Source organism: Streptomyces sp. NBC_00691 (assembly GCF_036226665.1).
Lineage (GTDB): Bacteria > Actinomycetota > Actinomycetes > Streptomycetales > Streptomycetaceae > Streptomyces.
Genome location: NZ_CP109007.1, coordinates 6,971,463 through 6,997,433, shown reverse-complemented (window position 1 = coordinate 6,997,433; position 25,971 = coordinate 6,971,463). Strand labels below are relative to the sequence as shown.

The following is a 25,971-nucleotide window of genomic DNA, read 5'->3' as shown; positions in this document are numbered from 1 at the left end:
CATGCCGAACGGATCACGGGGTGCGTCGCCCGTCGCGACCGCCACCGAGCGGATCTTCGGGGATCTGCAGGAGGTCGCCGCCCGCGTGCGGGGCCGGCTGGAGGCGGAGATCGCCGAGTCGACCTTCGAACTGCCCGCCGCCGCGGCGCCGGCCTCGGAGATCTCCCGGTTCGCCCGCGAGGAACGGGCGCGCGTCCTGGAAGCCGGGGTCAGCGGTCTCGAGAAGCTGGCCACGCACCGGGAGGACGAACTCGACGGCGACGAGTCCTTCGGTGTGGAGGCGATCGTGCTCATGGAGGGACGCCCGGCGATCCTGGTACAGCGGCAGGACTTCGCCCCGCAGCACGACGAGTGGGCGGTCCTCGACGGCCAACGTCCTTCGATACGTCAGTCCTTGGCCCGCGTCGGCCGGGTGGAGGTCAGCGGACATCCCCGCCTGGACTGGATCGGCACGGCCTTTCTCGTCGGTCCGCGCACGGTCATGACCAACCGTCATGTCGCGGTGGAGTTCAGCCGGTCGGCGAACGGAGACGGCCGGTGGACCTTCGAGTACGGGATGTCGGCGCGGGTCGACCCGGCGGAGGAGCTGCCGCTCGCGGGCGAGCCGGTCGGTGCCTCGGTGCCGTACGAGATCACGGAGATCATCGGCATCCACCCGGACGTCGACATGGCCCTGCTGCGGATCGAACCGTCGGCGGACGGCGCCCTGCCCACCCCGCTCGCGGTCGCCGGGGACGCCCCGGCGAGCGTCCCCGGCCGCCAGGTGTACGTGATCGGCTACCCGGCCTGGGACGGCCGGCGCAACGAGCCGGAGTCGATGCGCCGGATCTTCATGGACGTCTACAACGTGAAGCGGCTCCAGCCCGGTGCGGCGACCGAGTTCACCCCGGGCGGCCTGGTCCTGAAACACGACTGCTCGGCCCTCGGCGGCAACAGCGGCTCCCCGGTCTTCGACCTCACGGACCACCGCGTCCTCGGTCTCCACTTCGGCGGCCGCTACGGAACGGGCAACTTCGCCGTCCCGCTGTGGGAGCTGGTGGACGATCCGCTGCTGGCCGCGGCGGAGGTCAACTGGGTCTAGGGCCTGTCGACCGCGACGGCGAACACGCCCCGGACGGTGGTTCCGTCGGCGAGCCGCCACTCGGCGGTGATCCCGCCGGCGTCCCCCGCGGCCAGATCCGTTCCGGCGTCGAGGACCCGGCGTACGCGCAGGGTCAGCGGGGCGGGCGCGTCGGCGGCGCGTACCACCACGTCCGTGTGGTCCGGGCCGTCCGTGACGCGGACGAGCTCCGCCTCGGCCGCGTCCACGGTGCCCGTCGCGGTCACCGGCGAGACGGTCACCGTGAGGTCCGGCACGTCGCTCAGGGACTGGGCCTGCGCCTGGACGCGGCCGGTGAGGAGCGCGTACAACTGGGCGGCGAGCACCGGGTCGTGGGTGCCGTCGTAGATCCAGCGCCTGCCGAGGACGCCGTGCTCGGACGTGCCGACGAGGGCGTGCTCGGCGCCGTCCAGCGGCTCCCCGCGGTAGGTGAGGGGGACGAGGTACGTGATGGCTCCCTCACCCTCGCCGTCGGTCGCCGCCATGAACTCGATGCCGACCTCGCCCGCGGGGTCGTCGAGCCGGAAGCCGCCGACCCGCGCCGGTCGCGCCGCCGCCCCCGTGTGCCACGCGCGGGTGGGGAGCCACTCGGTGAGCAGCTCCAGCTTGGTGGGCTGCATCGTGGTCTGGTGGATGACGGCCATCGTGCGGGTCTCCCTCTCGTTCGCGGTCCGGCCCACCTCCTCCGTGGCCCGGGCACCGGCAACGTAACAGACCCCGCCGCCCAGTTCGCCGCGCGCGGCGAGGCGGCCCGTCCTAGCCTGGAGGTGGAGCGTTGTCCCCGGCTGCCAGGAGGCCCGCCGTGAGGTACTCACGCACATGCCGCAGGCGTCTCTGCGCGGGAATCGCGGCACTCGGAATCTTCGCCGCACCGCTCGGCGCGGGCACCGCCCTCGCCGTCGGACCGCCCGCCCCGGGGCCGTACACGGCGGCGGCGGTCGCGGCGCAGGACGATTTCCCCGAACTCACCCCGGCCGTAGCCGAACGTCTCGACAAGGCGATCCAGGACGTCATGAAGGAGGCCGGCGTCCCGGGTGTCACGGTCGGTCTCTCGGCGCCGGGCAAGGGCACGTACATCCGCTCCTTCGGCGTCGCGGACAAGGACACCGGGCAGCCGATGCGGCCGGACCTGTACATGCGGATCGGCAGCGAGACCAAGACGTTCACCGTGACCGCCCTGCTCGAACTCGTCGACCAGGGCAAGGTGAGCATCGACGACCCGATCTCCCGGTACGTCGACGGCGTGCCGAACGGCGAGAAGATCACCCTGCGCAACCTCGCGTCCATGCGCAGCGGGCTCTTCAACTACTCGGCGGACGAGGGTTTCTACAAGGCGTTCACCTCGAATCCCGATCGAGTCTTCACCCCGCGGCAGTTGCTCGACTTCGCGTTCAAGCACCCGGTCCAGTTCCAGCCCGGGGCCGAGTTCGACTACTGCAACACCAATCTGATCCTGCTCGGGCTCGTCGTGGAGAAGGTCAGCGGCACACCGCTGCACGAGTTCATCCAGAAGAACGTGCTGGACCCGGCGGGCCTGGACCACACCGTCTTCCCGACCGACGCCGCCATCCCGGACCCGCACGCCCACGGCTACACCATCCAGACCGCGTCGGGCCAGGTCGAGGACTCCACGAACTGGAACCCCTCCTGGGCCTGGGCGGCCGGCGCGATGATCTCGAACCTGCAGGACCTGCGCACCTGGGCCCGCGTGGTCGCCACCGGCACGCTGCTCACCCCGGAGACCCAGGCCGAGCGCCTCAAGGTGTATCCGACGGCCATCCCCGGCGCCGGATACGGGCTCGGCATCTTCAACATCCAGGGCTGGATCGGCCACAACGGCTCCCTGCCCGGGTACGAGTCGCTGACGATCTATCTGCCGGAGTCGCGGGCCACCCTGGTCGTCCTCCTCAACACGGACACACAGCACGACGGCAACGAGCCCAGCACCCTCTTCGGCCAGGCCATCACCCGCATCGTGACCCCGGACCACGTCTTCGACATCCCGGTCACGCCGGCGGCCCCGAGCAGCCCGAGCCCCAGCGGGAACTGACGGGGGACCCGGCGGGTCTCCGCCGTGACGCCGGCGACGACCCGGCCGACAACATCAGACATGCCACTTTCGACCTGCGGCACGTCACCGTGCCGCCGCACCACGGGAGCAGGAATGACCGGTGGACCAGAGCCCATCAGCGCCGTCGCCCGCGAGGCACTGGAGCGGGAACTCGCCGACCTCCGCACCGAACGCGAGGCCGTCGCCGTCACCCTCCGGGGCGGAGGCGGCGACCAGACGGGCGACCGGGCCGACCAGGCCGACGAACTGGAGCGCGCCACGGAACTCGACCGGCTCGACCGCCGTATCGACGACCTCGACGACAGGCTGCGCGAGGCGTCCGCGGCGGGCCCGCCGCGGACCGACGCGGTCGGCGTGGGCAGCACCGTGACCGTGCGGTTCGAGGACGGCACGGAGTCGACCGTCCAGATCGGCGAGGTCGCCGCCGTGCTCGACCGGACGATGGTCACCGCCGACAGCCCCCTCGGCGGCGCGCTGCTCGGCCACCGCGCGGGCGACACCGTCACCTACGTGACGCCCGAAGGTCCGGCCACGGCGGTCGTGCTGTCCCTCGCGGACTAGGCCGTCTCTGCCGGACGTGGGTCCCGGACGGACGGGAGACCCCACGGGCCGGCCCGTACGAGCCTCTACGTGCGCGAGCCGTGGTGGCGTCGCCGACCGTCCTGCCACGAGGCGCGGGCCCCCAGGTGACGCAGCGCCGACGCCGCCGCTCCCGCGCCGCACATGCCGTGGGCGCCGGGGCCGGGCGGGGTGGCCGCCGAGCAGAGGAACACGCCGGGCAGCCCGGTGGCGTACGGGTCGAGCGCGGGGCGTGCGCCCAGGAGGAGCTGGGGGACGGTCTTGGCTCCGGTGAGGATGTCGCCGCCGGCGAAGTTGGGGTTGGCGGCCGCGAAGTCGGCGGGGCGGGTGAGGTGCTGTCCGACGACGCGCTCGCGGACGCCGGGCGCGAAGCGTTCGAGCTGGCGCAGGATCGACTCGGTCGCGTCCCCCTCGTAGCCGTACGGGACATGGGCGTACGTCCAGACGGGGTGGACGTCGCCCACGGACCGGGAGGGGTCCGCGAGGTACTGCTGTCCGACGAGCACGAAGGGCCGCTCGGGCATCCGACCCCGCGTCACCTCTCTTTCGGTGAAGGCCACTTCGGCGAGCGGACCGCCGAGGTGCACGGTGCCGGCGCGCCGGGCCCGTTCGTCGGTCCAGGGCACCCCGCCCTCGACGGCGAGGTCCACCTTGAAGGCGCCGGGACCGCGCCGGAAGCGCCGGTACGCGGCGGACACCCGGGGCGGCAGCAGGTCGCCGTAGAGGCGCGCGACCTGGGCGGGATCCAGGTCGAGGAGGGTCACGTCGGCGGGCGGGAGCTTCTTGCGGTCGGTGATCCGCACGCCGGTCCGGATCACTCCGCCGTGCTCGGCGAGTACGGCCGCCATGCCGCGCGTGAGGGAGTGCGAGCCGCCCTCGGCGACGGCCCACCCGGCGGCGTGGCCGGCGGTGAGGATGCCGAGGCCGATCGCCGAGCTGAACGGGTCGGAGAGCGGGCGGAAGGAGTGCGCGGCCACTCCGGCCCACAGCGCCCGTGCCGGCGGCGTGCGGAAGAGCCGCGCGAGGGCCGCGGCGGGCAGCACGGTCGGCAGACCGAACCGGGCGAGCGCCAGCGGATGCGCGGGGATCCTGAGCAGTGGGCCCATGACGTCGTCGGCGAGCGCCTCCCACCGGCGTACGGAGGGCTCCACCAGGGCCCGGTAGCGGGCGCCGTCGGGGCCGAGCCCGGCGGCGGTCTCCGCCACGGACCGGAGCAGCACGCCGGCCGTGCCGTCGTCGAGGGGGTGGACGCAGTCGATCTCGGGCTGCCGCCAGCGCAGCCCGTGGCGCTCCAGGCCGAGCGAGCGGAGGGCGGGCGACGTGACGGCCATCGGGTGGATGGCCGAGCAGTGGTCGTGCAGCAGACCGGGCAGGATCGCCTCGAAGCTGCGGGTGCCGCCGCCGATCCCCTCGGCGGCCTCCAGGACGGTGACCTCCAGGCCTTCGCGCGCGAGCAGGGCGGCGGCGGCGAGCCCGTTGGGCCCGGCGCCGACGACGACGGCCGTGGTCATGACGTGGTCTCCCGGGGGCGGAGGCTCCGTGCGGAAGCGCCTCAGGCCGTGACGATGCCCGTGACGAGGTTGATGGTGGTGGCAAGGATACTCGCGCCGAACACGTACGACAGCAGGCAGTGACGGAGCGCGATCGCGCGGATCGTCGTGCTGGAGACATCGGTGTCGGAGACCTGGTAGGTCATGCCGAGGTTGTAGCTGAAGTAGAGGAAGTCGCTGTAGCGGGGCGGTTCCCGGGAGTTGAAGTCGATCCCGCCGCCGGGTTTCAGGTAGTAGACGTACGCGTACCGGGTGGCGTACATCAGGTGCAGCGCCGCCCAGGCCATGAACACCCCGGCGAGCGCGGTCGCCGCGGCGACGTGGCTCAGTTCCGAGCGGCCGACCAGCAGCAGGACGACGATGCCGACGAGCCCGCCCACCGCCGTTCCGACGACGGCCAGTTCCTCGACGACGGGCCGGAACTCCTCGCGGCGCACGTTGCGATGGGTGGTGGCGGCGTCCATCGGCCAGAGCGTGACCCACCCGCTGACGACGAAGAACGTCTCCCCGACGGCGATCGCGGAGAGGACGCCGAGCGGCGCGTGGGTGGCGGCGCCGACGACGGCGCCGACCACCGCCGCGATCAGCGATGAGACGGCGAGCCGGGGCACGGCGGAGAACAGCGGACTTCTCATGGCGATCGGCCTCCCGGTTCCCGGGCCTCCGGTACCTCAGGCTCCCGGCGCCTCCAGGACGACCACGGCCTCGTCGGTGTACGTACGGAAGGTCAGCGTCTCCTGGAAGTAGAGGTGCACGCTGTCGGCGTCGTGGCCCGTGTAGCCGATGGCCAGGTCCTGGCCGAGGATCAGCTCGAAGTCGCCGCCACGGGTGGACAGGACGAAGCCGCCGCTGAGGGCCGGCGCCCAGATCGGCGAGCCGTCGAGCATGCGGCCGAGGTGGGCGGCGATCGGGTAGCCGTGGTCGGAGGTCTCGCTGACCGCCCGGTACTCGTCGGCGCCGAGGAGCAGCGCGTAGGGGCCGTCGACGCCCGCGAGGCGCAGGGCGGTCAGGGCCCGGCTGACGGCGTCGGGGTAGTCGCTCGGCTCTGCGGGGAGCTGGACGACCGGATTGGAGGACCGGGCGCGCAGGCCGTCGACGCCGGCCGCCCCGTACCCGTCGAAGATCGTGCGGTCCTCGACGAACGCCATGGCGCGCGCCGCGTCCTTGACGGTCTGCCAGTCGGAGTCCTTCGAGCCGCGCTCGACGTCGTCGACGGCGGTCCGGTCGACGGTGAAGGGCACTCTGAGTTCGAACAGCGGCTTCGCCTCGCGCAGCCGCGCGGTGACGCCGGGGGCGGGCGAGCCCATGTCGCTGAGGTGCCCCGTGCCGACAGCGGCGAGGTCCGGGCCTCCGGGGGCGGGGACGTCGACGACGCGTCGTCCGGCGACGTTGCGGCGGAAGGTGCGGCGGGCCTCCTCCTCGATCTCGGCCCAGGCCGCCGGGGTGATCGGGGCGAGTTCGCGGTGCAGGTTGTCCGTGTCGGCGCCGGGGTACGGGGCGCCGGGGGTCGTGTCGTCGGGGGTCGTCATGGGGAGTCAGGCTCCTTTCAGGCCGCCGATGCCCAGGGAGTCTCCCCGGCGGACGGCGGCGTCCGGCTGCGCGGCGGGCAGGTCGTCGAGGAGGTCGGCGCTGGGCACGAAGAAGAGGCCGCCGGTCAGCGCGCGGGAGAAGTCGAGGATGCGGTCGGTGTTGCCCGGGGGGTCTCCGAGGAACATGTTGCGCAGCATCAGCTCGGTGACGGCGGGCGTGCGGGCGTATCCGATGAAGTACGTGCCGAACTCACCACCGCCGATCCGGCCGAACGGCATGTTCGCGCGGAAGATCTGCCGGGTGACGCCGTCCTCGTCGACGATGGTGTTCAGCGCGACGTGCGAGTCCGCGGGTTTGACGTCGTCGGGCATCTCCACGTTGGACGCCTTGGCGCGCCCGATGACGTGCTCCTGCTGTTCGACGGTGAGCGCGTCCCAGGCGGGCATCTCGTGCAGGTACTTCTGCACGATGACGTAGCTGCCGCCACGGAAGTCGGGGTCCTCGTCGCCGATGTGGACCGCTTCCGCCGCCACCTGCCCGCCCGGGTTCTCGCTGCCGTCGACGAAGCCGAGGAGGTCGCGCTCGTCGAAGTACGCGAAGCCGTGGACCTCGTCGACGACGGTCACGGCGGCGCCCAAGCTCTCCATGATCAGCCGGGCCAGCTCGAAGCAGAGGTCCATGCCTCGGGCGCGTACGTGGAACAGCAGATCTCCCGGAGTGGCCGGGGCGCGGTGGCGGGGGCCTCTGAGGGCGGGGAAGGGGTGGAGCTCGCGAGGGCGCGGACCGCCGACGAGCCGGTCCCACCCTTCGGAGCCGATCCCGGCCACGCAGGTCAGGCCGCCGTCGGGGTAACGGAAGGACACCGACCGCACCAGGCCCGACAGGTCCTGGAGCGCCTCCCGCACCGTGGCCTCGCCACCGGGGTTGACGGTGGCGACCAGGAACACGGCCGCCCGGGAGGACGGGGCGACGACGGGTTGTACGACGACCATGGGACTCCCGCCGAGAGGGAAAAATGTACAGAAGGGCATGAAAAGGACAGCGCCAGCGTAGGCGCGCATGATCGGGTACGCAGCCCGTACGCCCTCCCAGGGTCGAGTGGCACCCGTGATCCGGCAGGCATAGCCTGCCCGAAGGGGTGACGTCTCCTCCTGCCATGCCCTGAATGTCCGCAGGCGAAAGGGTGACCAGCCGTGAGCACCGACCAGGACGCGCAGGAATCCCCGGAGCCCGGCGCCCCGGCGCCCGTGGAGCCCCGGGTGGGACCCGTCCCCGAGGGCGACCCGGAGTTCCACCCCTACCACCACCCCGCGGCGGGCTGGGGCGCGGCCAGGAGCGTGACCGGCTTCCTCGTCCGCGAGGGAGCGCTCGTCGACGGCCCGCGCGCGATCATGCGGATGAACCACGAGAACACCGGTTTCGACTGCCCCGGCTGCGCGTGGCCCGACGACACCAAGGGCCTGCACCTGGACATCTGCGAGAACGGCATCAAGCACGTCACCTGGGAGATGACCCGCAAGCGCGTCGGAGCCGATTTCTTCGCCGCGCACTCGGTGTCCGAGCTCGCCGGGTGGAGCGACTACGACCTCGAGAACGAGGGCCGGCTGACCGAGCCGATGGTCTACGACGCGGAGTCGGACCACTACGTCCCCATCACCTGGAAGGACGCGTTCGAGGTGGTCGGCCGGGCGCTGCGCGGCCTCGACCACCCCGACCAGGCCTCCTTCTACACCTCGGGGCGGCTCGGGAACGAGGCGACCTTCCTCTACCAGCTGATGGCCCGCGAGCTGGGCACCAACAACCTGCCCGACTGCTCCAACATGTGTCACGAGGCCAGCGGCCGTGCCCTCCAGGCCTCCCTGGGCACGGGCAAGGGCACCGTCGACCTCAAGGACTGGGAGACCGCCGACGCGCTGTTCATCTTCGGGGTGAACGCCGCCTCGAACGCGCCCCGGATGCTGACCGCGCTCGCCGAGGCCCACCGCCGCGGCGCGCAGATCGTGCACGTCAACCCGCTCGTCGAGGCGGCCGCCACCCGGACCATCGTTCCGCACGACTTCACGGACATGGCCCTCTTCAAGGCCACGCCGACCAGCACCCTCAACCTCCAGCCGCGCATCGGCGGCGACATGGCGCTGATCCGCGGCATGGCCAAGGCGGTCCTGGAGCAGTCCGCGACCGACCCCAGGGCCCTCGACCGGGAGTTCGTCGACCGCCACACGAGCGGCTTCGAGGAGTACCGGGCGCTGTGCGAGGCCACACCGTGGGAGGAGATCGAGCGGCAGTCCGGACTGGGCCGCGCCGACGTCCTCAAGGCCGCTCGCGTCTACGGCGAGGCCGACCGCTCCATCGTCAGCTGGTGTCTGGGCCTCACCCAGCACGAGCACGGCGTCGACACCGTCCGCGAGATCGTCAACCTGCTGCTGCTCCGCGGCAACCTGGGGCGCGAGGGCGCCGGTCCCTCCCCCGTACGCGGACACAGCAACGTCCAGGGCAACCGCACCTGCGGCATCGACCACCGCCCCGGCGACGCCTTCCTCGACCGGCTCGCCGAGGCCTGCGCGATCGAACCGCCGCGCGCGCACGGCCTGGACACCGTCCGCACCATCGAGGCGATGCGGCGCGGCGAGATCAAGGTCTTCGTGGGCATGGGAGGCAACTTCGCGCTCGCCGCCCCCGACACCCCGCTCACCCACGCCGCGCTCCGCACCTGCGACCTCACCGTCCAGGTGAGCACCAAGCTGAACCGCAGCCACCTCGTCCACGGCAAGCAGGCCCTGATCCTGCCGTGCCTCGGCCGCACCGAGAAGGACCACCAGCGCAAGGGCATCCAGAGCACCTCCGTCGAGGACTCGATGAGCATGGTCCATCTGTCGATCGGCATGAAGCGCCCGGCCTCCCCGCACCTGCTCTCCGAACCGGCGATCGTCGCCGGCATGGCGCGGGCCGCGCTGCCCGACAGCGCGACGCCCTGGGAGTGGTACGTCGAGGACTACGACCGCATCCGGGACACCATGGCCAAGGCGCTCGACGGCTTCGAGGACTTCAACCGGCGGGTGCGCCTCCCCCTCGGCTTCCGTATCAGGCAGCCCGCCCGCGAACTGGTCTTCCTCACCCCGTCCGGTCGCGCCGAGTTCTCCGCCGCCCCGCTGCCCGACGTCGTGCCCGAGCCGGGCACCCTGGCCCTCGGCACCATGCGGTCCCACGACCAGTGGAACACCACGATCTACTCCGACGACGACCGCTACCGCGGGATCAAGAACCTGCGCACCCTGGTCTTCATGAACCGGGCCGACATGCGGGAGCGCGGGATCGCCGACATGGCGCCGGTCGACATCACGAGCACCGCGAAGGACGGCAGCCGGCGGTCCGTCAGCGGCTACCTCGCGGTTCCGTACGACATCCCCCGGGGCTGCGCGGCCGGCTACATGCCCGAGATGAACGTGCTGTGCGCCCTGGTCGACTACAGCACGCAGAGCGACCAGCCGATCATGAAGCACGTCAAGGTGACCATCGAGCCCACCGCTTGACCCTCCCCCGACGCCCGGGACCGTGGTCGACCACGCCTTCTGCGGATCGCGGTCGGTCACGCCCCGGGCGACGGCAGACGGGGGATCCACGACGCCCGCCGGGTCGTCCTCGTGAGCCCCGCCTGCCCCGCGCACCTCGCTCGCCCATCGTCACACCGTGGCCCCGGTGAGTCTCCGGCACGGCTGCCGAAACGGGTCGTCGTCCGCCTCGAAGGGTCGCCCGGGGAGATGCCGGCGCCGAGGCCGTGACAGAGTCGTACGAACAGCCCCCGAACAGGCGCGACAGGACGCCCGGGCCACACAGCGAGCACCGTCGGAGCGGCGCTCCGAGGAGAGGAACGAACCCATGGGACGAGTGACCGTACGGCGGCGCGTCCTGCGCGTGCGCGAGGGGGACTCCTCCTACCGCCCGGACACCCTGGCCGCCGAGGAGCCGATGGAGATCAGGGTCGGCGGGCGCCCGCTGACGGTGACCATGCGGACCCCGGGCGACGACTTCGACCTCGCGGTCGGCTTCCTGGTGAGCGAGGGCGTGGTGCACGCCGCCGAGGACGTGGCGGGCATCCGCTACTGCGCGGGGGCCACGGCCGACGGAGGCAACACGTACAACGTGGTCGACGTGGGTCTGGCGCCCGGCGTGGCCGCCCCCGACGCGTCCCTGGAGCGGAACTTCTACACGACCTCCTCGTGCGGTCTGTGCGGCAAGGCGAGCCTGGACGCGGTGCGCACGACGGCCGCCTGGTCGGTCGCCGAGGACCCCCTGCGGATAGGGGCGGACGTCCTCGCGGCCCTGCCGGACCGGCTGCGGGCGGCCCAGCGGGTCTTCGACAGCACGGGCGGGCTGCACGCCGCCGGGCTCTTCACCGCCGAGGGCGAGCTGGTGTGCCTGCGGGAGGACGTCGGCCGGCACAACGCCGTCGACAAGGTCGTGGGCCACGCGCTGCGCGAGGGACTCCTGCCCCTGCGCGAGTCGGTCCTGATGGTCAGCGGCCGGACCTCGTTCGAGCTGGTGCAGAAGGCGGTGATGGCCGGGATCCCGATGCTCGCGGCGGTCTCGGCGCCGTCCTCGCTCGCCGTGGACCTGGCGGCGGAGAGCGGGCTGACGCTGGTCGGCTTCCTGCGCGGGTCCTCGATGAACGTGTACACGGGCGACGAGCGACTGAACTCCGTACCCGTGTCCTGACGCGTACGTGCCGAGCGCCGGCGGGGCTGCCCGGCGAGAGGGGGAAGAGACGGCCCAGGGGCTGTCGTCACACTCCCGTCGTCGCCCGGCGTCGCGGGGCAGACGGGAGTGTGACGACAGGACCTAGTCCGCCTGCCGCTCACTGTCCGGGGGAAGGCCGACCTCCTCGCGGTCCTCCTCCAGGCGTTCCTTGAGTTCGTCCTCGTCCGGGCGGCGGGGCATGCCGCGGCTGTGCCCGGTGTCCGGGTCGCCCTCGACCTGTGCGTTCGACTTGTGGTGCGGGGCCATCTGTCACTCCTTGCCGTCGGTGGCGGCGGCCGCCACGGAGGCCTCGGGGGTCTTCCCGGCGCCGTCGCCGTGCTGGATCGTGCAGTGGAGGGAGTCGTCGATCACGTCGGCGACGATCGTGTCCCCCGGCTCCGCCTCACCACCGAGCAGCAGGGAGGCGATGCGGTTGTCGAGCTCCGTCTGGATCGTGCGGCGCAGCGGGCGGGCGCCGAACTCCGGCTGGTAGCCGTGGGCCACGAGCAGCTTCTTCGCCGCCTCGGTGACCTCCAGGGTCATGCCCTGGGCGTGTACCCGGTGCTTGCTGCGGTCCAGGAGGTGGTCGACGATCTCCGACAGGTCCTTCTCGGTGAGGCTGTGGAAGACGATGATGTCGTCGATGCGGTTGAGGAACTCGGGCAGGAACCGGCCCCGCAGATCCTCCATCAGCTCGCCCTTGAGGTCGGCCGCGTCGCCCTGGTGGGCGAGGATCCGGTGGGCGCCGATGTTGGACGTCATGATGATGACGCAGTGCCGGAAGTCGACCGTGCGGCCCTGTCCGTCGGTGAGCCGCCCGTCGTCGAGGATCTGGAGCAGCGTGTTGAAGACGTCGGGGTGCGCCTTCTCCACCTCGTCGAAGAGGACCACGCTGTACGGGTTGCGGCGCACCTTCTCGGTGAGCTGGCCCGCTTCCTCGTAACCGACGTATCCGGGAGGCGCGCCGACGAGCCGGGCGACGGTGTGCTTCTCCTGGAACTCGCTCATGTCGAACCGGATCATGCGGTCGTCCTCGCCGAAGAGCAGTTCCGCGAGGGTCTTGGCAAGTTCGGTCTTGCCGACGCCGGTGGGGCCGAGGAAGAGGAACGAGCCGACGGGGCGGTTCGGGTCCCCCATGCCGGCCCGGTTGCGGCGGACGGCCTCGGAGACCGCCGTGACGGCCTCGTCCTGGCCGACGATCCGGGCGTGCATCTCCTCCTCCAGCTTGAGGAGCTTCTCCTTCTCGCTGGCGGTGAGCTGGGAGACGGGGATGCCGGTGCGGCGCGAGACGATGTCGGCGATGTCCGCGGCGGTGACCGAGACGACTCCCTCACGGCGCTCCTCGATGCCCGCGAGTTCGCCTTCCCCCTCGGCGATCTGCCGCTTCAGGTCCGAGGCCTTCTCGAACTCCTCGGCGGCCACGGCCTGGTCCTTCTCCCGCCGGAGCTTGGCGAGCCGGTCCTCCCGGCTGACGGCCTCGGTGGAGCGGCCGGCGCTGCGCAGCCGTACGCGCGCGCCCGCCTGGTCCATCAGGTCGATGGCCTTGTCGGGCAGGAAGCGGTCGCCGATGTACCGGTCGGAGAGCTCGGCCGCCGCGGCGAGGGCGCCGTCCGCGAACCGGACCTGGTGGTGGGCCTCGTACGCGTCGCGCAGCCCTTCGAGGATCTGTACGGTCTCCTCGACCGTGGGCTCCGGGATGAGGACGGGCTGGAAGCGCCGTTCGAGCGCGGCGTCCTTCTCGATGTGCTTGCGGTACTCGTCGATCGTCGTCGCGCCGACGACGTGCAGCTCCCCGCGCGCGAGGGCGGGCTTGAGCATGTTGCCCGCGTCCATCGCGCCCTCGCCCGACGCACCCGCGCCGACGACCGTGTGGAGTTCGTCGATGAAGAGGACGATGTCGCCGCCGGCCTGCTGGACGTCCTCGATGACCTTCTTGAGACGTTCCTCGAACTGGCCGCGGTACTGCGCTCCGGCGACCAGACCGGACAGGTCGAGGGAGACGACCCGCTTGCCCTTCAGGGTGTCGGGCACCTCGCCCGCCACGATCCGCTGGGCGAGGCCCTCGACGATGGCGGTCTTGCCGACGCCGGGCTCGCCGATGAGCACGGGGTTGTTCTTGGAGCGCCGCGAGAGGATCTCGATGGTCTGCTCGATCTCCTCGGCGCGGCCGACCACCGGGTCGAGCCTGCCCGCCTTCGCCTCGTCGGTGAGGTCCCGGCCGAACTCGTCGAGGGTGGTGGCAGGCTGCTTCTGCTGCTTCCCGGCGGCCGGGGCACCGCCGTCGGAGCGGGCCGCCCGGTCCGTGAGTCCGCGCAGCTTCTTCACGTCGTGGTCGTCCGCGCCCAGGAGCCGGGTCGCCCCGGAGTCGGAGTCGTCGAGGAGCGCCGCGAGGATGTGCTCGGGGCCGATGTACGACACGCCCGCCTCCTGCGAGCGGCCGTAGGCGGCGGCGAGGGTGCGCTTGGCGGCCGGGGTGAGGCCGGGTTCCGACGAGGGCTCGCCGGACTCCCGGGGCAGGACCTCGTCGAGCTGGGCGGCGAGAGCCTCGGGGTCGACGCCGACCTGGGCCAGCAGCCTGCGCGCGGGGTCGACCTGGGTCGCCGCCCACAGGAGGTGTTCCGTGTCGAGGTCGGACGTGCCGTCGGCGACGGCCTTGCGGGTGGCCAGGCTGAGGAGTTCGTGCGAGGACTCCGTCAGGAGACGGCCGATCGGTACGCGCTGGACAGCCGGGGGCGACGACGCCGGCGACATTCCGAAGAACCGGTTCAGCATGTCGCTGAACGGATCGGACGAACCGAAGGGTGAACCGAACGCCATCGACATGTCAGCTCCAGAGACGCATGAGGGATCAATCCCACTCAAACGTGGGACATAGGGCCACGCAACCGGAGTGGATCCCCCGAGCCGGCGCCCTTCCGGCGGCCGGTGCGCCCCTCCCGGCGGCCGACCCGCCGGTACGCCCCTCCCGGCGGCCGACACGCCCGCCCCACCCGTACGGGCCGCAATCCCCGCCACGACGGCGCGCGCGTCGACGATGACACCATGACGTCCGAGATCCCCCCGCACACCTCCGGCCCGCGGGTCCGCGCCCGGACCCTCGTCCGGAACCCCAAGCTCTGGCTCGTACCGACCGTCCTGAGCGCGCTGGTCGCCGTGGGCCTCTCGCTCCTCTACATGGGTGGCATCCTCAACCCCAACGACAACCTGCGCCATCTGCCCGTCGCCCTGGTCGACGAGGACCGGGGCACCCCGCTGCCCGGACAGCGGGAGACCCTGGGGAAGCAGATCACCGACAAGATCGTCGCCGCCGGTTCCTCGAGCACCAGCGTCGACTGGCGGCGGCTCGACCGCGCGCAAGCCCAGGACGCGCTGGCATCCGGCGAGGTCTTCGGCGCCCTCGTCGTCCCGGCGGACTTCACCGCGACCGTCGCCGCCCTGACCACGGAGCGGGCGACGGTACGGCCGACGATCACCGTGCTCACCAATCCCGGTCTCGGCAGTCTGGGGTCCTCGATCACGGCCCAGATCAACCAGAGCGCGGCCCATCAGGCCTCGCTGACCATCGGCAAGCAGCTCGCCGCCTCGACCGACGTCCCGAGGACCCGGCTGCTCCTGACCGACCCGGTCGCCGTCACCACCCAGGTCGGCCATCCCATCGGCCGGCACAGCGGCCTGGGCCTGACCGCGTTCTACTACACGCTGCTGCTCGTCCTCGGCGGCTTCATCGGCGGCAATCTCGTCAACAGCGGTGTCGACACCGCGCTCGGCTACGCGGACAGCGAGATCGGCCCCTGGCACTCCCGGCACCCCACGGTCCCGATCGACCGCACGCAGACGCTGGTCCTGAAGATGCTGATGACGGCCGGCATCTCGGTGCTCACCACGACGCTCGTCATGGTGGCCACGATCGCGGTCCTCGGCATGGACGCCTCGCACCTGCCGATGCTGTGGCTCTTCTCCTACTGCGCGACGGTCGCCGTCGGTCTGGGCGTCCAGGCCATCAACGCCGCGTTCGGCGGCATCGGCCAGCTCGTCTCCATGTTCGTCTTCATCGCGCTCGCCCTCCCCTCCTCCGGCGCGACCGTCCCCCTGGAGGCGACCCCAGGATTCTTCCGCTTCCTGGGCGTCTTCGAGCCGATGCACCAGCTCAGCGCCGGTGTCCGGGCCATTCTCTACTTCGACGCCCGGGCCGACGCGGGGCTGGCCCGCGGCTGGATCATGATCGCCGTCGGCACGGGCCTGGCCCTGGCGTTCGGCTTCGCCATGACCCGGTACTACGACCGCCGGGGCCTGCGCCGCCTCACCCCGCAGCCCGCCTGAGGGGCACGGGGCGGGACGTACGCGAGAGGGGGCGGGTCCCCCGCCCGTCGCCTACCGCCAGTCGTCGTAGGGCGGCGGCTCCTCCATGCCGTCCATGTCGTACGGCGGCTCCTCGTCGTACGGCGCCTCGGCCTCCTGGGGAGCGGCAGGCTCTGACCGGGCGGACCGGGCGACGGGGACCGCCGGGGCGGCCTGGCCGACGGGCGCGGCAGCGGGAGCCGCCCCGGTCCCCGCCCCGGCGGCCGCGGCATCGGCCCCGCTCTCCGCCAGCGCCTCCAGCACGCCCTCGGCGTACTTCGCCAGCTTGGCCTCGCCGACACCGCCGATCGTGCCGAGCTCCTCGGCCGTCGCGGGGAGCAGCGTCGCGATCTCCCGCAGGGTGGCGTCGTGGAAGACGACGTACGCCGGGACGCCCTGCTCGCGAGCCGTCGCGGCCCGCCAGGCGCGCAGCGCCTCGAAGACCGGGACCGCGGCCGCCGGCAGGTCGACCGGCACACGGGCCCCCTTGCCCGAGCGGCCGCCGGACTCCTTGCGGGAGGCGGCCGCCGGTGCCTTCTCCTTGCGCATGGTGACGGTGCGGCGCCCGCCGAGCACCTCGCCGCTCTCCTCCGTGAGCACGAGGGTGCCGTAGTCGCCCTCGACCGCGAGGAGTCCCAGGGCGAGGAGCTGCCGCACGACCCCGCGCCACTCGGCGGTGCCCAGCTCCGAGCCGACGCCGAACACCGAGAGCCCGTCGTGGTCGAACTGGATGACCTTGGCCGTCTTCTTGCCCTGCAGGATGTCGATGATCTGTCCGGCGCCGAACTTCTGGCGCCGCTCCTTGGCCAGCCGCCACACGGTGGACAGCAGTTTCTGCGCGGCGACCGTGCCGTCCCAGGACTCGGCCGGGGTCAGACAGGTGTCGCAGTTGCCGCAGGGCTGACCGGACTGGCCGAAGTAGGCGAGGAGACGCACGCGGCGGCAGTCGACCGTCTCGCAGAGCGCGAGCATGGCCTCCAGGTGCATGGCGAGGGCGCGCCGGTGCTGCTCGTCGCCCTCGGAGCCGTCGATCATCTTGCGCTGCTGGACGACGTCCTGGAGGCCGTACGCCAGCCAGGCGGTGGCGGGCTCGCCGTCGCGGCCGGCGCGGCCGGTCTCCTGGTAGTAGCCCTCGACGGACTTGGGCAGGTCGAGGTGGGCCACGAAGCGCACGTCGGGCTTGTCGATGCCCATGCCGAAGGCGATGGTCGCCACCACGACGACCCCCTCCTCCCGGAGGAAACGGGACTGGTTGGCCGCGCGCGCACGGGCGTCCATGCCGGCGTGGTACGGGACGGCGTCGATGCCGTTCTCCACGAGGAGGGCCGCGGTCTTCTCCACCGAGGCGCGGGAGAGGCAGTAGACGACTCCGGCGTCCCCGTCGTGCTCGGTCCTGATCAGCTCCAGCAGCTGCTTGTGCGGGCTGTTCTTCGGGACGATGCGGTACTGGATGTTGGGCCGGTCGAAGCCGGCGACGAAGTGCCTGGCGTCCTCCAGACCGAGCCGGGCGGCGATCTCCTTGTGGGTGGCCTCGGTGGCCGTGGCGGTCAGCGCGATCCGCGGCACCTTGGGCCAGCGCTCGTGGAGCATGGACAGCGCGAGGTAGTCGGGCCGGAAGTCGTGGCCCCACTGGGCGACACAGTGCGCCTCGTCGATGGCGAAGAGCGAGACCTTGCCCCGGTCGAGGAGCCGCTGGGTGCCCTCGGTACGGAGCCGCTCGGGCGCCAGATAGAGCAGATCGAGCTCATCGGCGAGGAAGGCCTGCTCGACGGCCTGCCGCTCGTACGGGTCCTGGGTCGAGTTCAGGAATCCGGCCCGGACCCCGAGGGCCCTGAGCGCGTCCACCTGGTCCTGCATGAGGGCGATCAGCGGCGAGATCACGACACCGGTGCCGTCTCTGACCAGGGCGGGGATCTGGTAGCAGAGGGACTTTCCGCCGCCCGTCGGCATCAGTACGAGGGCGTCGCCGCCGTCGACGACCTGCTCGATGATCTCCTGCTGCTCGCCTCGGAAGGAGCTGTAGCCGAAGACGCGGTGGAGCACCTGCGCGGCATCGGAGATCACGGCGGAATCGTCGGGAAGAACCATTCACCCACCCTATCGGCCGCCACGGACACCCCGGCCGCACCGCCGAAACCTGTGGACAACCTCCCGGCGCCCTGTTCGCGCCCCGGCCCGCGCCACGCGACCGGGCCCGATGACGGGCCCCGAGGCAACGCGCGGGGCGAACTCCGCGTCCTTCCGCACAGGGACGCATCGGCCGATGCACCGGCCAGGCCACAGGGAAGCAGGACACACACCATGAGCGACAAGGCCCGTACTCTCTTCGACGCGCTCGACCTCGACCACGACGGCAGCCTGACGCGCATCGAGGTCATCAACGCGCTGCGGGCCAAGGGCCCGACCCTGGTCGCGCAGGGCGTGATCCCCACCTGGGGGGTGGGGACGGACGACGACGCCTCGGCCCTGTTCGACCAGGCCGACCAGAACGGCGACCGCGTCCTGTCGTTCGAGGAGTTCGCCGCGCTGGTCGACCGCCGCTTCGGCTGGTGACGCTGACGGCGTCCGTACGAAGGAGAACCGGCATCGCGCGGTCCGCGCGATGCCGGTTCGTCCGTCCGGAGACCAGGTCAGGAGACCGCGGGCAGCACCCCGGTGACCGGTGCGGCCAGGTCGGTGAGCTGGTGGAGCTGGTTCACCTCGTTCAGCCGGTCGAGTCCGCCGAGCTGACCGGCGATGCCGGGGAACTGGGCCTTGGACTCCTGGGGAATGCCGGTCGTGGCCAGCGCGTCCAGCTCGGTGACCGGGTTGATCGGCGGGCCGAGCGGGCTGGTGGTGGCGACGGCCTGCGCCGACGCTCCGAGGCACGAGAACGCGGCGGCGACGGCGAGAACTGAGGAAATGCGTCGTGTAGAGATCACACCCTCACAACGCCCGGCCCCTCCGACGGACACGGCCGCACCCCGCCCGCACCGCCCGAAAGCACCACCGACGGGGTCCCCCCGCACTCTTCCGCGGCACGGCGCGCGGACCGCTCCGGCGTGGCGGCGCACGCGACCGGGAGCGGACCGGTGTACGTCACAGGAGGGCTTCGGAACCGGGCCGCGGTCCCCGTCGCGGAAGGAGCGTCCGAGGGATGCGCAAGCTGCTGGTCGACATCGCTCACACGCTGGTGCCGCCGAAGGGGGACCGGCACGGGCCGCTGCCGCCGCTCATGCTGACGCTGACCCTGGTGACCGGGCTGGTGGACGCGGTGAGTTTTCTGGGGCTCGGGCAGGTCTTCGTGGCCAACATGACCGGCAACGTCGCCCTCCTGGGCTTCGCCCTCGCGGGCGCCGGGGGCCTGTCCGCGCCCGCGACCCTCGTGTCCCTGGCCTCGTTCCTGGCGGGCGCGGTCGTCGGCGGCCGGATCGGCTTCCGGTTCGGCGCGCACCGCGGACGGCTGCTCGCCTCGGCGCTGGCCCTGCAGGCGGCGCTCGTCGGAGCGGCGCTCGTCACGGCCCTCGCGGCGCACGACAGCGTGGGCACCGCGGGCCGGTACACCCTGATCGTGGCCCTCGGCCTCGCCATGGGGACGCAGACCGCGGTGGCCCGGCGCCTCGGCGTGCCGGACCTGACCACGACCGTGCTGACCCAGACGCTGACCGGGCTGGCCTCGGACTCCGCTCCGGCAGGCGGTGACGACCCCCGGCCGGGACGGCGGATCCTGTCCGCCCTCGCCCTGGTCGTCGGCGCTCTCGTCGGTGCCCTGCTCCTCGACACCGGCCTCTCGGTCGTCCTGGGGGTGGTGCTCGCCCTGCTGCTGGCGGCCGCCGCCGTCACGAGACGACTGGCGGCCGGCGACGCGGCGTGGGTCAGGCCGTAGCCTCCGCCGGGAGCGGGGCTGCGGGGACGGGGGCGGCGGCGGACGCGGACGCGGCGGCGCGTACGGGATGACGGCTCAGGATCGACACACGGTTGAACGCGTTGATGGCGATCGCCACCCAGAGCACCGCGGAGATCTCCTCGTCGTCCAGGACCGCGCGGGCCGCGCCGTACGCCCGGTCCTGCGCGAGGCGGTCCGCCGGATCGGTCGTGGCCTCCGCCAGGGCGAGGGCCGCGCGCTCCCGCGCGGTGAAGAGCTCGGTGTCCCGCCAGGCGGGGAGCACGCCGAGGCGCCGCGTCGTCTCGCCGGCCCGGAGCGCCGCCCTGGTGTGGACGTCGAGGCAGTACGCGCAGCCGTTGATCTGTGACACACGGAGGTTGACCAGTTCGACGAGGATCCGGTCGAGCCCCGCCTCCGCGGCGGTCGCGCGGACGGCGTCGGCGGTATGGACCAGCGCCCGGTAGGGCGCGGGGCTCTGCTTGTCGAGGTAGACCCGTCGCCCGTCCACCCCGGCGTTCGCGTCGTCGTTCACGTCGCCCGCGTCGTTCTTCGCGTCGTCGTTCGCGTTGCCCGCGTCGTTCGTCACGTCGTTCACCATGCGCTCCTTAGAGGAATCCGTGCGCGTCACGGGTTCTGGGGCTATGATCATCCATGTTGTTGAAAGCGAAACTATATCGCGGGGCGAGCATGCGCGGAGAGGGGTCGGACATGAACGACACGGAGGTCGAGGTTCTCTCCGCACGGGACGTGCCGCTGGGCGGGCCGCGCGCCATGACCGTACGACGCACCCTGCCCCAGCGGTCGCGGACGCTGATCGGCGCCTGGTGCTTCGCCGACCACTACGGCCCCGACCGGGTCGCCGAGTCCGGCGGCATGGACGTGGCCCCCCATCCGCACACCGGCCTGCAGACCGTGAGCTGGCTCTTCAGCGGGGAGATCGAGCACCGCGACAGCCTGGGCAGCCACGCGTTCGTACGGCCCGGGGAACTGAACCTCATGACCGGCGGCCACGGCATCAGCCACACCGAGGTCTCCACCCCCGGCACCACCGTCCTGCACGGGGTGCAGCTGTGGGTGGCGCTGCCCGACGCGCACCGCCACGCCGACCGCGACTTCCAGCACCACGCCCCGAAACCGGTGCGGCTCGACGGCGCGGAACTCCGGGTGTTCCTCGGCTCGCTCGCCGGCGAGGCCTCCCCCGTGCGGACCTTCACCCCGCTCCTCGGCGCCGAACTCCTCATCGACCCCGGCGCCACGGTCGTCCTCCCCGTCGATCCGGCCCACGAGCACGGTCTGCTCGTCGACGAGGGGGACGTCCGGCTCGCCGGAACCCTCCTCCGCCCGGCCGAACTCGGCTACGTCGACACCGGGCACGCCACCCTGACCCTGACCAACGAGTCCGACCGCCGCGCGCGGGCCGTCCTCATCGGCGGTACGCCGTTCGACGAGGAGATCGTCATGTGGTGGAACTTCATCGGCCGCAGCAACCAGGACATCGTCGAGGCGAGGGAGGAGTGGGAACGCGCCTCCGACCGCTTCGGCCACGTCGACGGCTACCCCGGCGACCGCCTCCCCGCCCCGGCCCTGCCGAACGCCGCCCTCACGCCCCGCGGAAACCCGCCCCGCGGCTGAGCCCCGGCCCCGCGCACCGCACAGACCCAGGGACCGCACAGACCTCACGGGGCCCTACGGACCCCACAGGCCCGGCCCCACGGATCCCACGGATTCCCCGGATTCCCCGGATTCCCCGGACCGGCCATCACCCTCGACCCGAAAGGCACATCATGAGCGAGCAGGCAGCAACCACCCCCGTCGTCCGCCGTGTCGACCCCCGCCACCGCTACGAGATCCTGGTCGACGACCGGCGCGCCGGCCTCACGGCGTACCGCGACCGCGACGACCGGCGCGTCTTCTTCCACACCGAGATCGACGAGGCCTACGCGGGCCAGGGCCTCGCCTCCGTCCTGGTCGAGCAGGCCCTGACCGACGTACGCGCCTCCGGGATGCGGATCGTGCCGGTCTGCCCGTACGTGGCCAAGTTCCTCAAGAAGCACGAGGAGTTCGCCGACATCACCGACCCGGTGACGCCGGAGGTCCTGCAGTGGCTGGACGGGCAGCTGGCCCGCTGACCCTCCGGCCCCGGGCCGGACCCGGCCCGGCGGCCCTGACCCCGGCCTCGCGTCCGGCTCCCGCCGCTCAGCCCGCGGGCGGGGCCAGGACGACGAAGTCCGCCTTCGACGGGTCGAGGCAGACGGCCAGCCGGCCGACGCCCTCGGCGTCGTCCGGCCCCATCTGCACGTTGCCGCCGCTCGCGGTGACCCTGCCGACCGCGGCGTCGCAGTCCGCGACGGCGAACACGGGGTGCCAGTAAGGCCGTCCGTGCGCGAGGGCGAGGTCCGCCTCGCTCACCTGCATGAGGCCGCCGTGCATGCGCTCCTCGGGCAGCCCGGCGGGCGTGATGATCGTGTACGTGACCTCCCCGCCGGGCATCGGCATGGCGCTGTACTGCCAGCCGAAGACGCTGCCGTAGAACCGCTTCGCCGCCTCGGCGTCGCTCGTGTACAGCTCGACCCAGGACAGCGAGCCCGGCGTGTCCACCTGCTCGACGCCCTTGTGGGAACCCGGCTGCCAGACGGCGAACTCACCGCCCAGCGGGTCGCTGTACTGCGCCATCCGACCCCACTCGTCGAGGTCCGTCGGCGCGACGCGCACGGTGCCGCCGGCCTCCTCGACGGCCCGCGTCGTGGCGTCCGCGTCGGCGACGCTGTAGTAGATCATCCAGGCCGAACGCGCGCCCTTCTCGGTGAGCTTGCCGAGACCGGCGACGATCTTTCCGTCGCTCCGGAACATCCCGCCCTCCATGTCCTCCCCCTCCCCCATGGACTCGTAGTCCCACCCGAGCACGCCGCCGTAGAAGGCCGCGGCGGCCGGGACGTCGGGGGCGCCGAGGTCGAGCCAGCAGGGGGAGCCGGGAACGAAGTCGGTGGTGATCATGGCAAGGGCCTCTCACGGTTCCGGGGTACGCCGAGTACGCCCTCAGCCTCGCACCGGACACGTCCCCTCGCGCGCCGGCCGGTCCCCCGCCGCCGGGATGACGGAAGTCTTACGGCCCGGCGTGGACGGGCCCGCACCACGGTCCCCGTCCGTAGCGTCGTGCCCATGCGCGTACTCGTCACAGGAGGAGCCGGTTTCATCGGCTCGCACATCGTCACGGCGCTCCGGCGGGCCGGTCACGAACCGGTCGTGCTGGACGCGCTGCTGCCCAGCGCCCACCCGGCGGCGCCTGACCCGGAAGGGGTCTCGGCGGAGTTCCTGCACGCCGATGTCAGGGACTCGGGCGACGTCCGGGCGGCGCTGCGCGGGATCGACGCGGTCTGCCATCAGGCCGCGATGGTCGGCCTCGGCAAGGACTTCGCCGACGCCCCCGAGTACGTGGGCTGCAACGACCTCGGTACGGCCGTGCTGCTCGCGGCCATGGCGGAGACCGGGGTGCGGCGGCTCGTGCTCGCGAGCTCCATGGTCGTGTACGGGGAGGGGCGGTACGACTGCCTCCGCCACGGGCCCGTCCGGCCGGAGGCTCGCAGGCCCGAGGACCTCGCGGCGGCCCGGTTCGAGCCGCGCTGCCCCGCCTGCGGCTCCGCCCTCGTCCCCGGCCTGGTCGGCGAGGACGCGCCCGCCGACCCCCGGAACGTGTACGCCGCGACCAAGCTCACCCAGGAGCATCTGGCGGCGGCGTGGGCCCGCTCCGTGGACGGTACGGCCCTGGCGCTGCGCTACCACAACGTCTACGGCCCTGGGATGCCCCGGGACACCCCGTACGCGGGCGTGGCCTCGTTCTTCCGCTCGGCGCTCGCGCGCGGCGAGGCGCCGCGGGTCTTCGAGGACGGCGCCCAGCGCCGGGACTTCGTGCACGTGGGGGACGTGGCGGCGGCCAACGTACTCGCCCTCGACGCCACCTCCGGTCTGCCGTCCGGTGCCCTCACGGCGTACAACACCGGCAGCGGGGACCCGCACACGATCGGGGAGATGGCCGCCGCCCTGGCCCTCGCGCACGGCGGACCGGCACCGGTGGTGACCGGGGAGTTCCGGCTGGGCGACGTCCGGCACATCACCGCGGACTCGTCCCGGCTGCGACGGGACCTCGGCTGGCGTGCGGAGATCGGCTTCACCGCCGGGATGGCGGACTTCGCCCACGCGGGCCAGCGGGCTTCGGCGACGATCGGCTAGAGCGGCGGCGCGGGCGGCGAGACCCGTGGCTCAGCCCGCCGCCGCGGGCAGCGTCACCTCGAAGCGGCAGCCGCCGGGGACGTTGCGTACCTCGGTGCGGCCCGCGTGGGCCTCGACGATGCCGCGCACGATGGCGAGGCCGAGCCCCGCCCCCGCCGCGGGCGCGTCCCCCGCGCCCGCCGGAGGGGTGCGGGCCTCGGTGCCGCGCCAGCCGGTGTCGAAGACCCGGAGCAGGTCCGCTTCGGGGATGCCGCCGCACCCGTCGGTGACGGACAGCACGACGGCGTCGGCGCGTCGCTCGGCGGCCACGGCGACGGTGCCGTCGGCCGGGGTGTGGCGGATGGCGTTGACGAGGAGGTTCGCGAGGACGCGGGTCATCTCCTTGCCGTCCACCTCCACCGGTACGGCCTCGACAGCCTCCCCGACGAGCCGGACACCGCTCTCGCGGGCGAGCGGGTCGGCGCCGCTCAGGGCGTCGCCGACCAGGTCGTACACGGAGAGCCGGCTCGGGCTGAGGGTGAGCGCGCCCGCGTGTATGCGGGAGAGTTCGAACAGGTCGGTGACCATGTCGGTGAGCCGTTCGACCTCGGTGCGGATCTGCCGGTGGTAGCGGCCCGGGTCGGCGGCCATGCCGTCCTCCAGGGCCTCCGCCATCGCCCGCAGCCCCGCCAGCGGGGTGCGCAGATCGTGCGAGATCCAGGCGACCAGCTCCCGGCGCGAGGCTTCGAGGGAGCGCTCGCGACGCCGGGAGGCATCGAGCTTGGCGCTGGTGGCGGCCAGTTCGCGGGTGAGGGCGGCGAGTTCGGCGGTGGCCGCGCCGTCGGGGGCCGAGAAGCTCCCGCCGTCGCCGAAGTCCCGCGCGGCGCGGGCCAGCGCCCGGCTGCGGGTCACCACCCACCGGCCGAGGACGAGGGCGGTGCCGAGCGAGACGAGGGCCGCCATCGCGATGACGACGGTCACGACCCACAGGTCGTGCCGGGAGAGGAACATCGCGCGGGCGACGGCGAGGGTGCCTGCGAGCATCGCGGTCACGGTGACGGCGGCGACGACGGTCAGCGACACGACGACCGAGCGGTGCCGGACGAGTCGCAGCACCACCGCTCCCGCCAGGCCGGCGCCGACGGCTCCCGCGAGGGCGAACACGGCGATGAGCAGGACGTCCTTCACGAGGCCACCACCACGTCGGGGCCGGGCTCGAAGCGGTAGCCGACGCCCCACACCGTCTCGATGAGCCGGGGCCGGGCCGGGTCGTCCTCGATCTTGGCGCGCAGCCGCCGGACGTGGACGGTCACGGTGGACAGGTCGCCGAAGTCCCAGCCCCACACCCGGCGCATCAGCTCCTCCCGGGAGTGTGCCGCGCGGGGGTGCGTGAGGAAGTACACGAGGAGGTCGAACTCCCTGAGGGTGAGGGCGAGTTCGCTGCCCGAACGGGTGGCCCTGCGGGTCGCCGGATCGACGACGAGGTCCCCCGAGCGCAGGACGGAGGCGGTCCCCGCGGTCGTACGGGTCCGGCGCAGCACCGACTCGACGCGCAGCACCAGCTCGCGCGGGCTGAACGGCTTGATGACGTAGTCGTCGGCGCCCACCTCCAGGCCGGTGATCCGGTCCTCCTCGTCGCCGCGCGCGGTCAGCATGATCACCGGCACGGGACCGGTGGCACGCAGCCTCCGGCAGACCTCCAGGCCGTCGAGACCCGGCAGCATCAGATCGAGCACGACCAGGTCCGGCCACCGCTCCGCCGCCCTCCGCAGGGCGTCGGGTCCGTCGGCCGCGTGCTCGACGACCCGGCCCGCCCGCTCCAGATAGCCGGTGACCACCTCGGCCACCGTCGGATCGTCGTCCACCACCAGGATCCGGGCGGGTTCTCCGGGCACTTCGCGCTCGTTCATGCCGGACAGCCTCGCACCGCTCGCTCCCGGGGGGCCACGGCCACCAGGGGGTACGCGGGCCGACGTCCGCGTTTCGTAAGGAGTGGAGC

Annotated in this window: 24 protein-coding genes; 11 read left to right on the top strand and 13 right to left on the bottom strand. The window is 72.6% G+C overall.

Annotation, left to right across the window (positions count from 1 at the left end; translation table 11 throughout):
• The first annotated feature begins 1 nt into the window (after nucleotide 1).
• Entirely contained in the window at nucleotides 2–1,081 is a 1,080-nt protein-coding gene (locus OG392_RS31450) for a trypsin-like serine peptidase (RefSeq protein WP_329285059.1), read from the top strand.
• Here the strand turns inward: OG392_RS31450 and OG392_RS31445 are convergent.
• Nucleotides 1,078–1,743 (bottom strand): maltokinase N-terminal cap-like domain-containing protein, encoded by a 666-nt coding sequence (locus tag OG392_RS31445; protein ID WP_329285057.1) that lies wholly within the window; start codon nucleotides 1,741–1,743, stop codon nucleotides 1,078–1,080. The genes OG392_RS31450 and OG392_RS31445 overlap by 4 nt on opposite strands.
• A 158-nt stretch (nucleotides 1,744–1,901) precedes the next feature.
• Here OG392_RS31445 and OG392_RS31440 point away from each other — a divergent pair, with 158 nt between their 5' ends.
• Both OG392_RS31440 and OG392_RS31435 read left to right on the top strand, forming a co-directional pair.
• Nucleotides 1,902–3,149, top strand: a complete 1,248-nt coding sequence (locus OG392_RS31440) for a serine hydrolase domain-containing protein (protein WP_329285054.1) — start codon at nucleotides 1,902–1,904, stop codon at nucleotides 3,147–3,149.
• A gap of 114 nt (nucleotides 3,150–3,263) precedes the next feature.
• Nucleotides 3,264–3,731 carry a GreA/GreB family elongation factor gene (locus tag OG392_RS31435; protein ID WP_329285052.1) on the top strand — a complete coding sequence of 156 codons (468 nt, stop codon included), beginning with the start codon at nucleotides 3,264–3,266 and terminating at the stop codon, nucleotides 3,729–3,731.
• A gap of 65 nt (nucleotides 3,732–3,796) precedes the next feature.
• Here the strand turns inward: OG392_RS31435 and OG392_RS31430 are convergent, their stop codons facing one another.
• The 4 genes from OG392_RS31430 to OG392_RS31415 are packed head-to-tail and all read right to left on the bottom strand — an operon-like array spanning nucleotide 3,797 to nucleotide 7,821.
• Nucleotides 3,797–5,260: a phytoene desaturase family protein gene (locus OG392_RS31430; RefSeq protein ID WP_329285050.1), complete on the bottom strand. Its 1,464-nt coding sequence runs from the start codon at nucleotides 5,258–5,260 to the stop codon at nucleotides 3,797–3,799.
• A gap of 41 nt (nucleotides 5,261–5,301) precedes the next feature.
• Complete coding sequence (locus tag OG392_RS31425; protein WP_329285049.1) at nucleotides 5,302–5,934, bottom strand: DUF1345 domain-containing protein; 633 nt, start codon at nucleotides 5,932–5,934, stop codon at nucleotides 5,302–5,304.
• A 36-nt stretch (nucleotides 5,935–5,970) separates the two neighbouring features.
• Entirely contained in the window at nucleotides 5,971–6,828 is an 858-nt protein-coding gene (locus tag OG392_RS31420; RefSeq protein ID WP_329285048.1) for a family 1 encapsulin nanocompartment shell protein, read from the bottom strand.
• A 6-nt stretch (nucleotides 6,829–6,834) separates the two neighbouring features.
• Nucleotides 6,835–7,821 (bottom strand): Dyp-type peroxidase, encoded by a 987-nt coding sequence (locus OG392_RS31415; RefSeq protein WP_329285045.1) that lies wholly within the window; start codon nucleotides 7,819–7,821, stop codon nucleotides 6,835–6,837.
• 201 nt (nucleotides 7,822–8,022) lie between these two features.
• Here OG392_RS31415 and OG392_RS31410 point away from each other — a divergent pair, with 201 nt between their 5' ends.
• Together OG392_RS31410 and fdhD are read left to right on the top strand one after the other, a co-directional pair.
• Nucleotides 8,023–10,359, top strand: coding sequence for an FdhF/YdeP family oxidoreductase (locus tag OG392_RS31410; RefSeq protein WP_443054951.1), 2,337 nt, complete (start codon nucleotides 8,023–8,025; stop codon nucleotides 10,357–10,359).
• Between the two features lie 346 nt (nucleotides 10,360–10,705).
• Nucleotides 10,706–11,542, top strand: a complete 837-nt coding sequence (gene fdhD, locus OG392_RS31405) for a formate dehydrogenase accessory sulfurtransferase FdhD (protein ID WP_329285043.1) — start codon at nucleotides 10,706–10,708, stop codon at nucleotides 11,540–11,542.
• A gap of 123 nt (nucleotides 11,543–11,665) precedes the next feature.
• Here the strand turns inward: fdhD and OG392_RS31400 are convergent, their stop codons facing one another.
• Both OG392_RS31400 and OG392_RS31395 read right to left on the bottom strand, forming a co-directional pair.
• On the bottom strand, nucleotides 11,666–11,830 hold the full coding sequence (locus OG392_RS31400) for a hypothetical protein (protein ID WP_329285042.1): 165 nt from the start codon (nucleotides 11,828–11,830) through the stop codon (nucleotides 11,666–11,668).
• Between the two features lie 3 nt (nucleotides 11,831–11,833).
• Nucleotides 11,834–14,386, bottom strand: coding sequence for an ATP-dependent Clp protease ATP-binding subunit (locus tag OG392_RS31395; protein ID WP_329285040.1), 2,553 nt, complete (start codon nucleotides 14,384–14,386; stop codon nucleotides 11,834–11,836).
• Between the two features lie 219 nt (nucleotides 14,387–14,605).
• Here OG392_RS31395 and OG392_RS31390 point away from each other — a divergent pair, with 219 nt between their 5' ends.
• Nucleotides 14,606–15,883 carry a YhgE/Pip domain-containing protein gene (locus OG392_RS31390; protein ID WP_329285038.1) on the top strand — a complete coding sequence of 426 codons (1,278 nt, stop codon included), beginning with the start codon at nucleotides 14,606–14,608 and terminating at the stop codon, nucleotides 15,881–15,883.
• Nucleotides 15,884–15,934: 51 nt separating this feature from the next.
• Here OG392_RS31390 and recQ read toward each other — a convergent pair whose 3' ends face one another.
• Nucleotides 15,935–17,989 carry a DNA helicase RecQ gene (recQ, locus tag OG392_RS31385; RefSeq protein WP_329285036.1) on the bottom strand — a complete coding sequence of 685 codons (2,055 nt, stop codon included), beginning with the start codon at nucleotides 17,987–17,989 and terminating at the stop codon, nucleotides 15,935–15,937.
• Between the two features lie 213 nt (nucleotides 17,990–18,202).
• Here recQ and OG392_RS31380 point away from each other — a divergent pair, with 213 nt between their 5' ends.
• A complete protein-coding gene (locus OG392_RS31380; RefSeq protein WP_329285033.1) occupies nucleotides 18,203–18,454 on the top strand; it encodes an EF-hand domain-containing protein in 252 nt (83 codons plus the stop codon).
• Nucleotides 18,455–18,531: 77 nt separating this feature from the next.
• Here OG392_RS31380 and OG392_RS31375 read toward each other — a convergent pair whose 3' ends face one another.
• Nucleotides 18,532–18,822 (bottom strand): hypothetical protein, encoded by a 291-nt coding sequence (locus OG392_RS31375; protein ID WP_329285030.1) that lies wholly within the window; start codon nucleotides 18,820–18,822, stop codon nucleotides 18,532–18,534.
• 215 nt (nucleotides 18,823–19,037) lie between these two features.
• On the opposite strand from OG392_RS31375, the gene OG392_RS31370 reads away from it, so the two are divergent.
• On the top strand, nucleotides 19,038–19,766 hold the full coding sequence (locus tag OG392_RS31370; protein WP_329285027.1) for a YoaK family protein: 729 nt from the start codon (nucleotides 19,038–19,040) through the stop codon (nucleotides 19,764–19,766).
• On the opposite strand, the gene OG392_RS31365 is transcribed toward OG392_RS31370, so the two are convergent.
• Entirely contained in the window at nucleotides 19,756–20,364 is a 609-nt protein-coding gene (locus tag OG392_RS31365; protein ID WP_329285025.1) for a carboxymuconolactone decarboxylase family protein, read from the bottom strand. The genes OG392_RS31370 and OG392_RS31365 overlap by 11 nt on opposite strands.
• 110 nt (nucleotides 20,365–20,474) lie before the next feature.
• On the opposite strand from OG392_RS31365, the gene OG392_RS31360 reads away from it, so the two are divergent.
• Nucleotides 20,475–21,398 (top strand): pirin family protein, encoded by a 924-nt coding sequence (locus tag OG392_RS31360; RefSeq protein ID WP_329285022.1) that lies wholly within the window; start codon nucleotides 20,475–20,477, stop codon nucleotides 21,396–21,398.
• A 152-nt stretch (nucleotides 21,399–21,550) separates the two neighbouring features.
• Entirely contained in the window at nucleotides 21,551–21,895 is a 345-nt protein-coding gene (locus OG392_RS31355) for a GNAT family N-acetyltransferase (RefSeq protein ID WP_329285019.1), read from the top strand.
• Between the two features lie 67 nt (nucleotides 21,896–21,962).
• On the opposite strand, the gene OG392_RS31350 is transcribed toward OG392_RS31355, so the two are convergent.
• Nucleotides 21,963–22,760 carry a VOC family protein gene (locus OG392_RS31350; RefSeq protein ID WP_329285017.1) on the bottom strand — a complete coding sequence of 266 codons (798 nt, stop codon included), beginning with the start codon at nucleotides 22,758–22,760 and terminating at the stop codon, nucleotides 21,963–21,965.
• Between the two features lie 165 nt (nucleotides 22,761–22,925).
• On the opposite strand from OG392_RS31350, the gene OG392_RS31345 reads away from it, so the two are divergent.
• On the top strand, nucleotides 22,926–23,993 hold the full coding sequence (locus OG392_RS31345) for an NAD-dependent epimerase/dehydratase family protein (RefSeq protein WP_329285015.1): 1,068 nt from the start codon (nucleotides 22,926–22,928) through the stop codon (nucleotides 23,991–23,993).
• A 30-nt stretch (nucleotides 23,994–24,023) separates the two neighbouring features.
• Here the strand turns inward: OG392_RS31345 and OG392_RS31340 are convergent, their stop codons facing one another.
• Together OG392_RS31340 and OG392_RS31335 are read right to left on the bottom strand one after the other, a co-directional pair.
• Complete coding sequence (locus OG392_RS31340; RefSeq protein WP_329285013.1) at nucleotides 24,024–25,160, bottom strand: sensor histidine kinase; 1,137 nt, start codon at nucleotides 25,158–25,160, stop codon at nucleotides 24,024–24,026.
• Nucleotides 25,157–25,882 (bottom strand): response regulator transcription factor, encoded by a 726-nt coding sequence (locus tag OG392_RS31335; RefSeq protein ID WP_329285010.1) that lies wholly within the window; start codon nucleotides 25,880–25,882, stop codon nucleotides 25,157–25,159. The genes OG392_RS31340 and OG392_RS31335 overlap by 4 nt, the downstream gene beginning before the upstream one ends.
• Nucleotides 25,883–25,971: the final 89 nt, after the last annotated feature.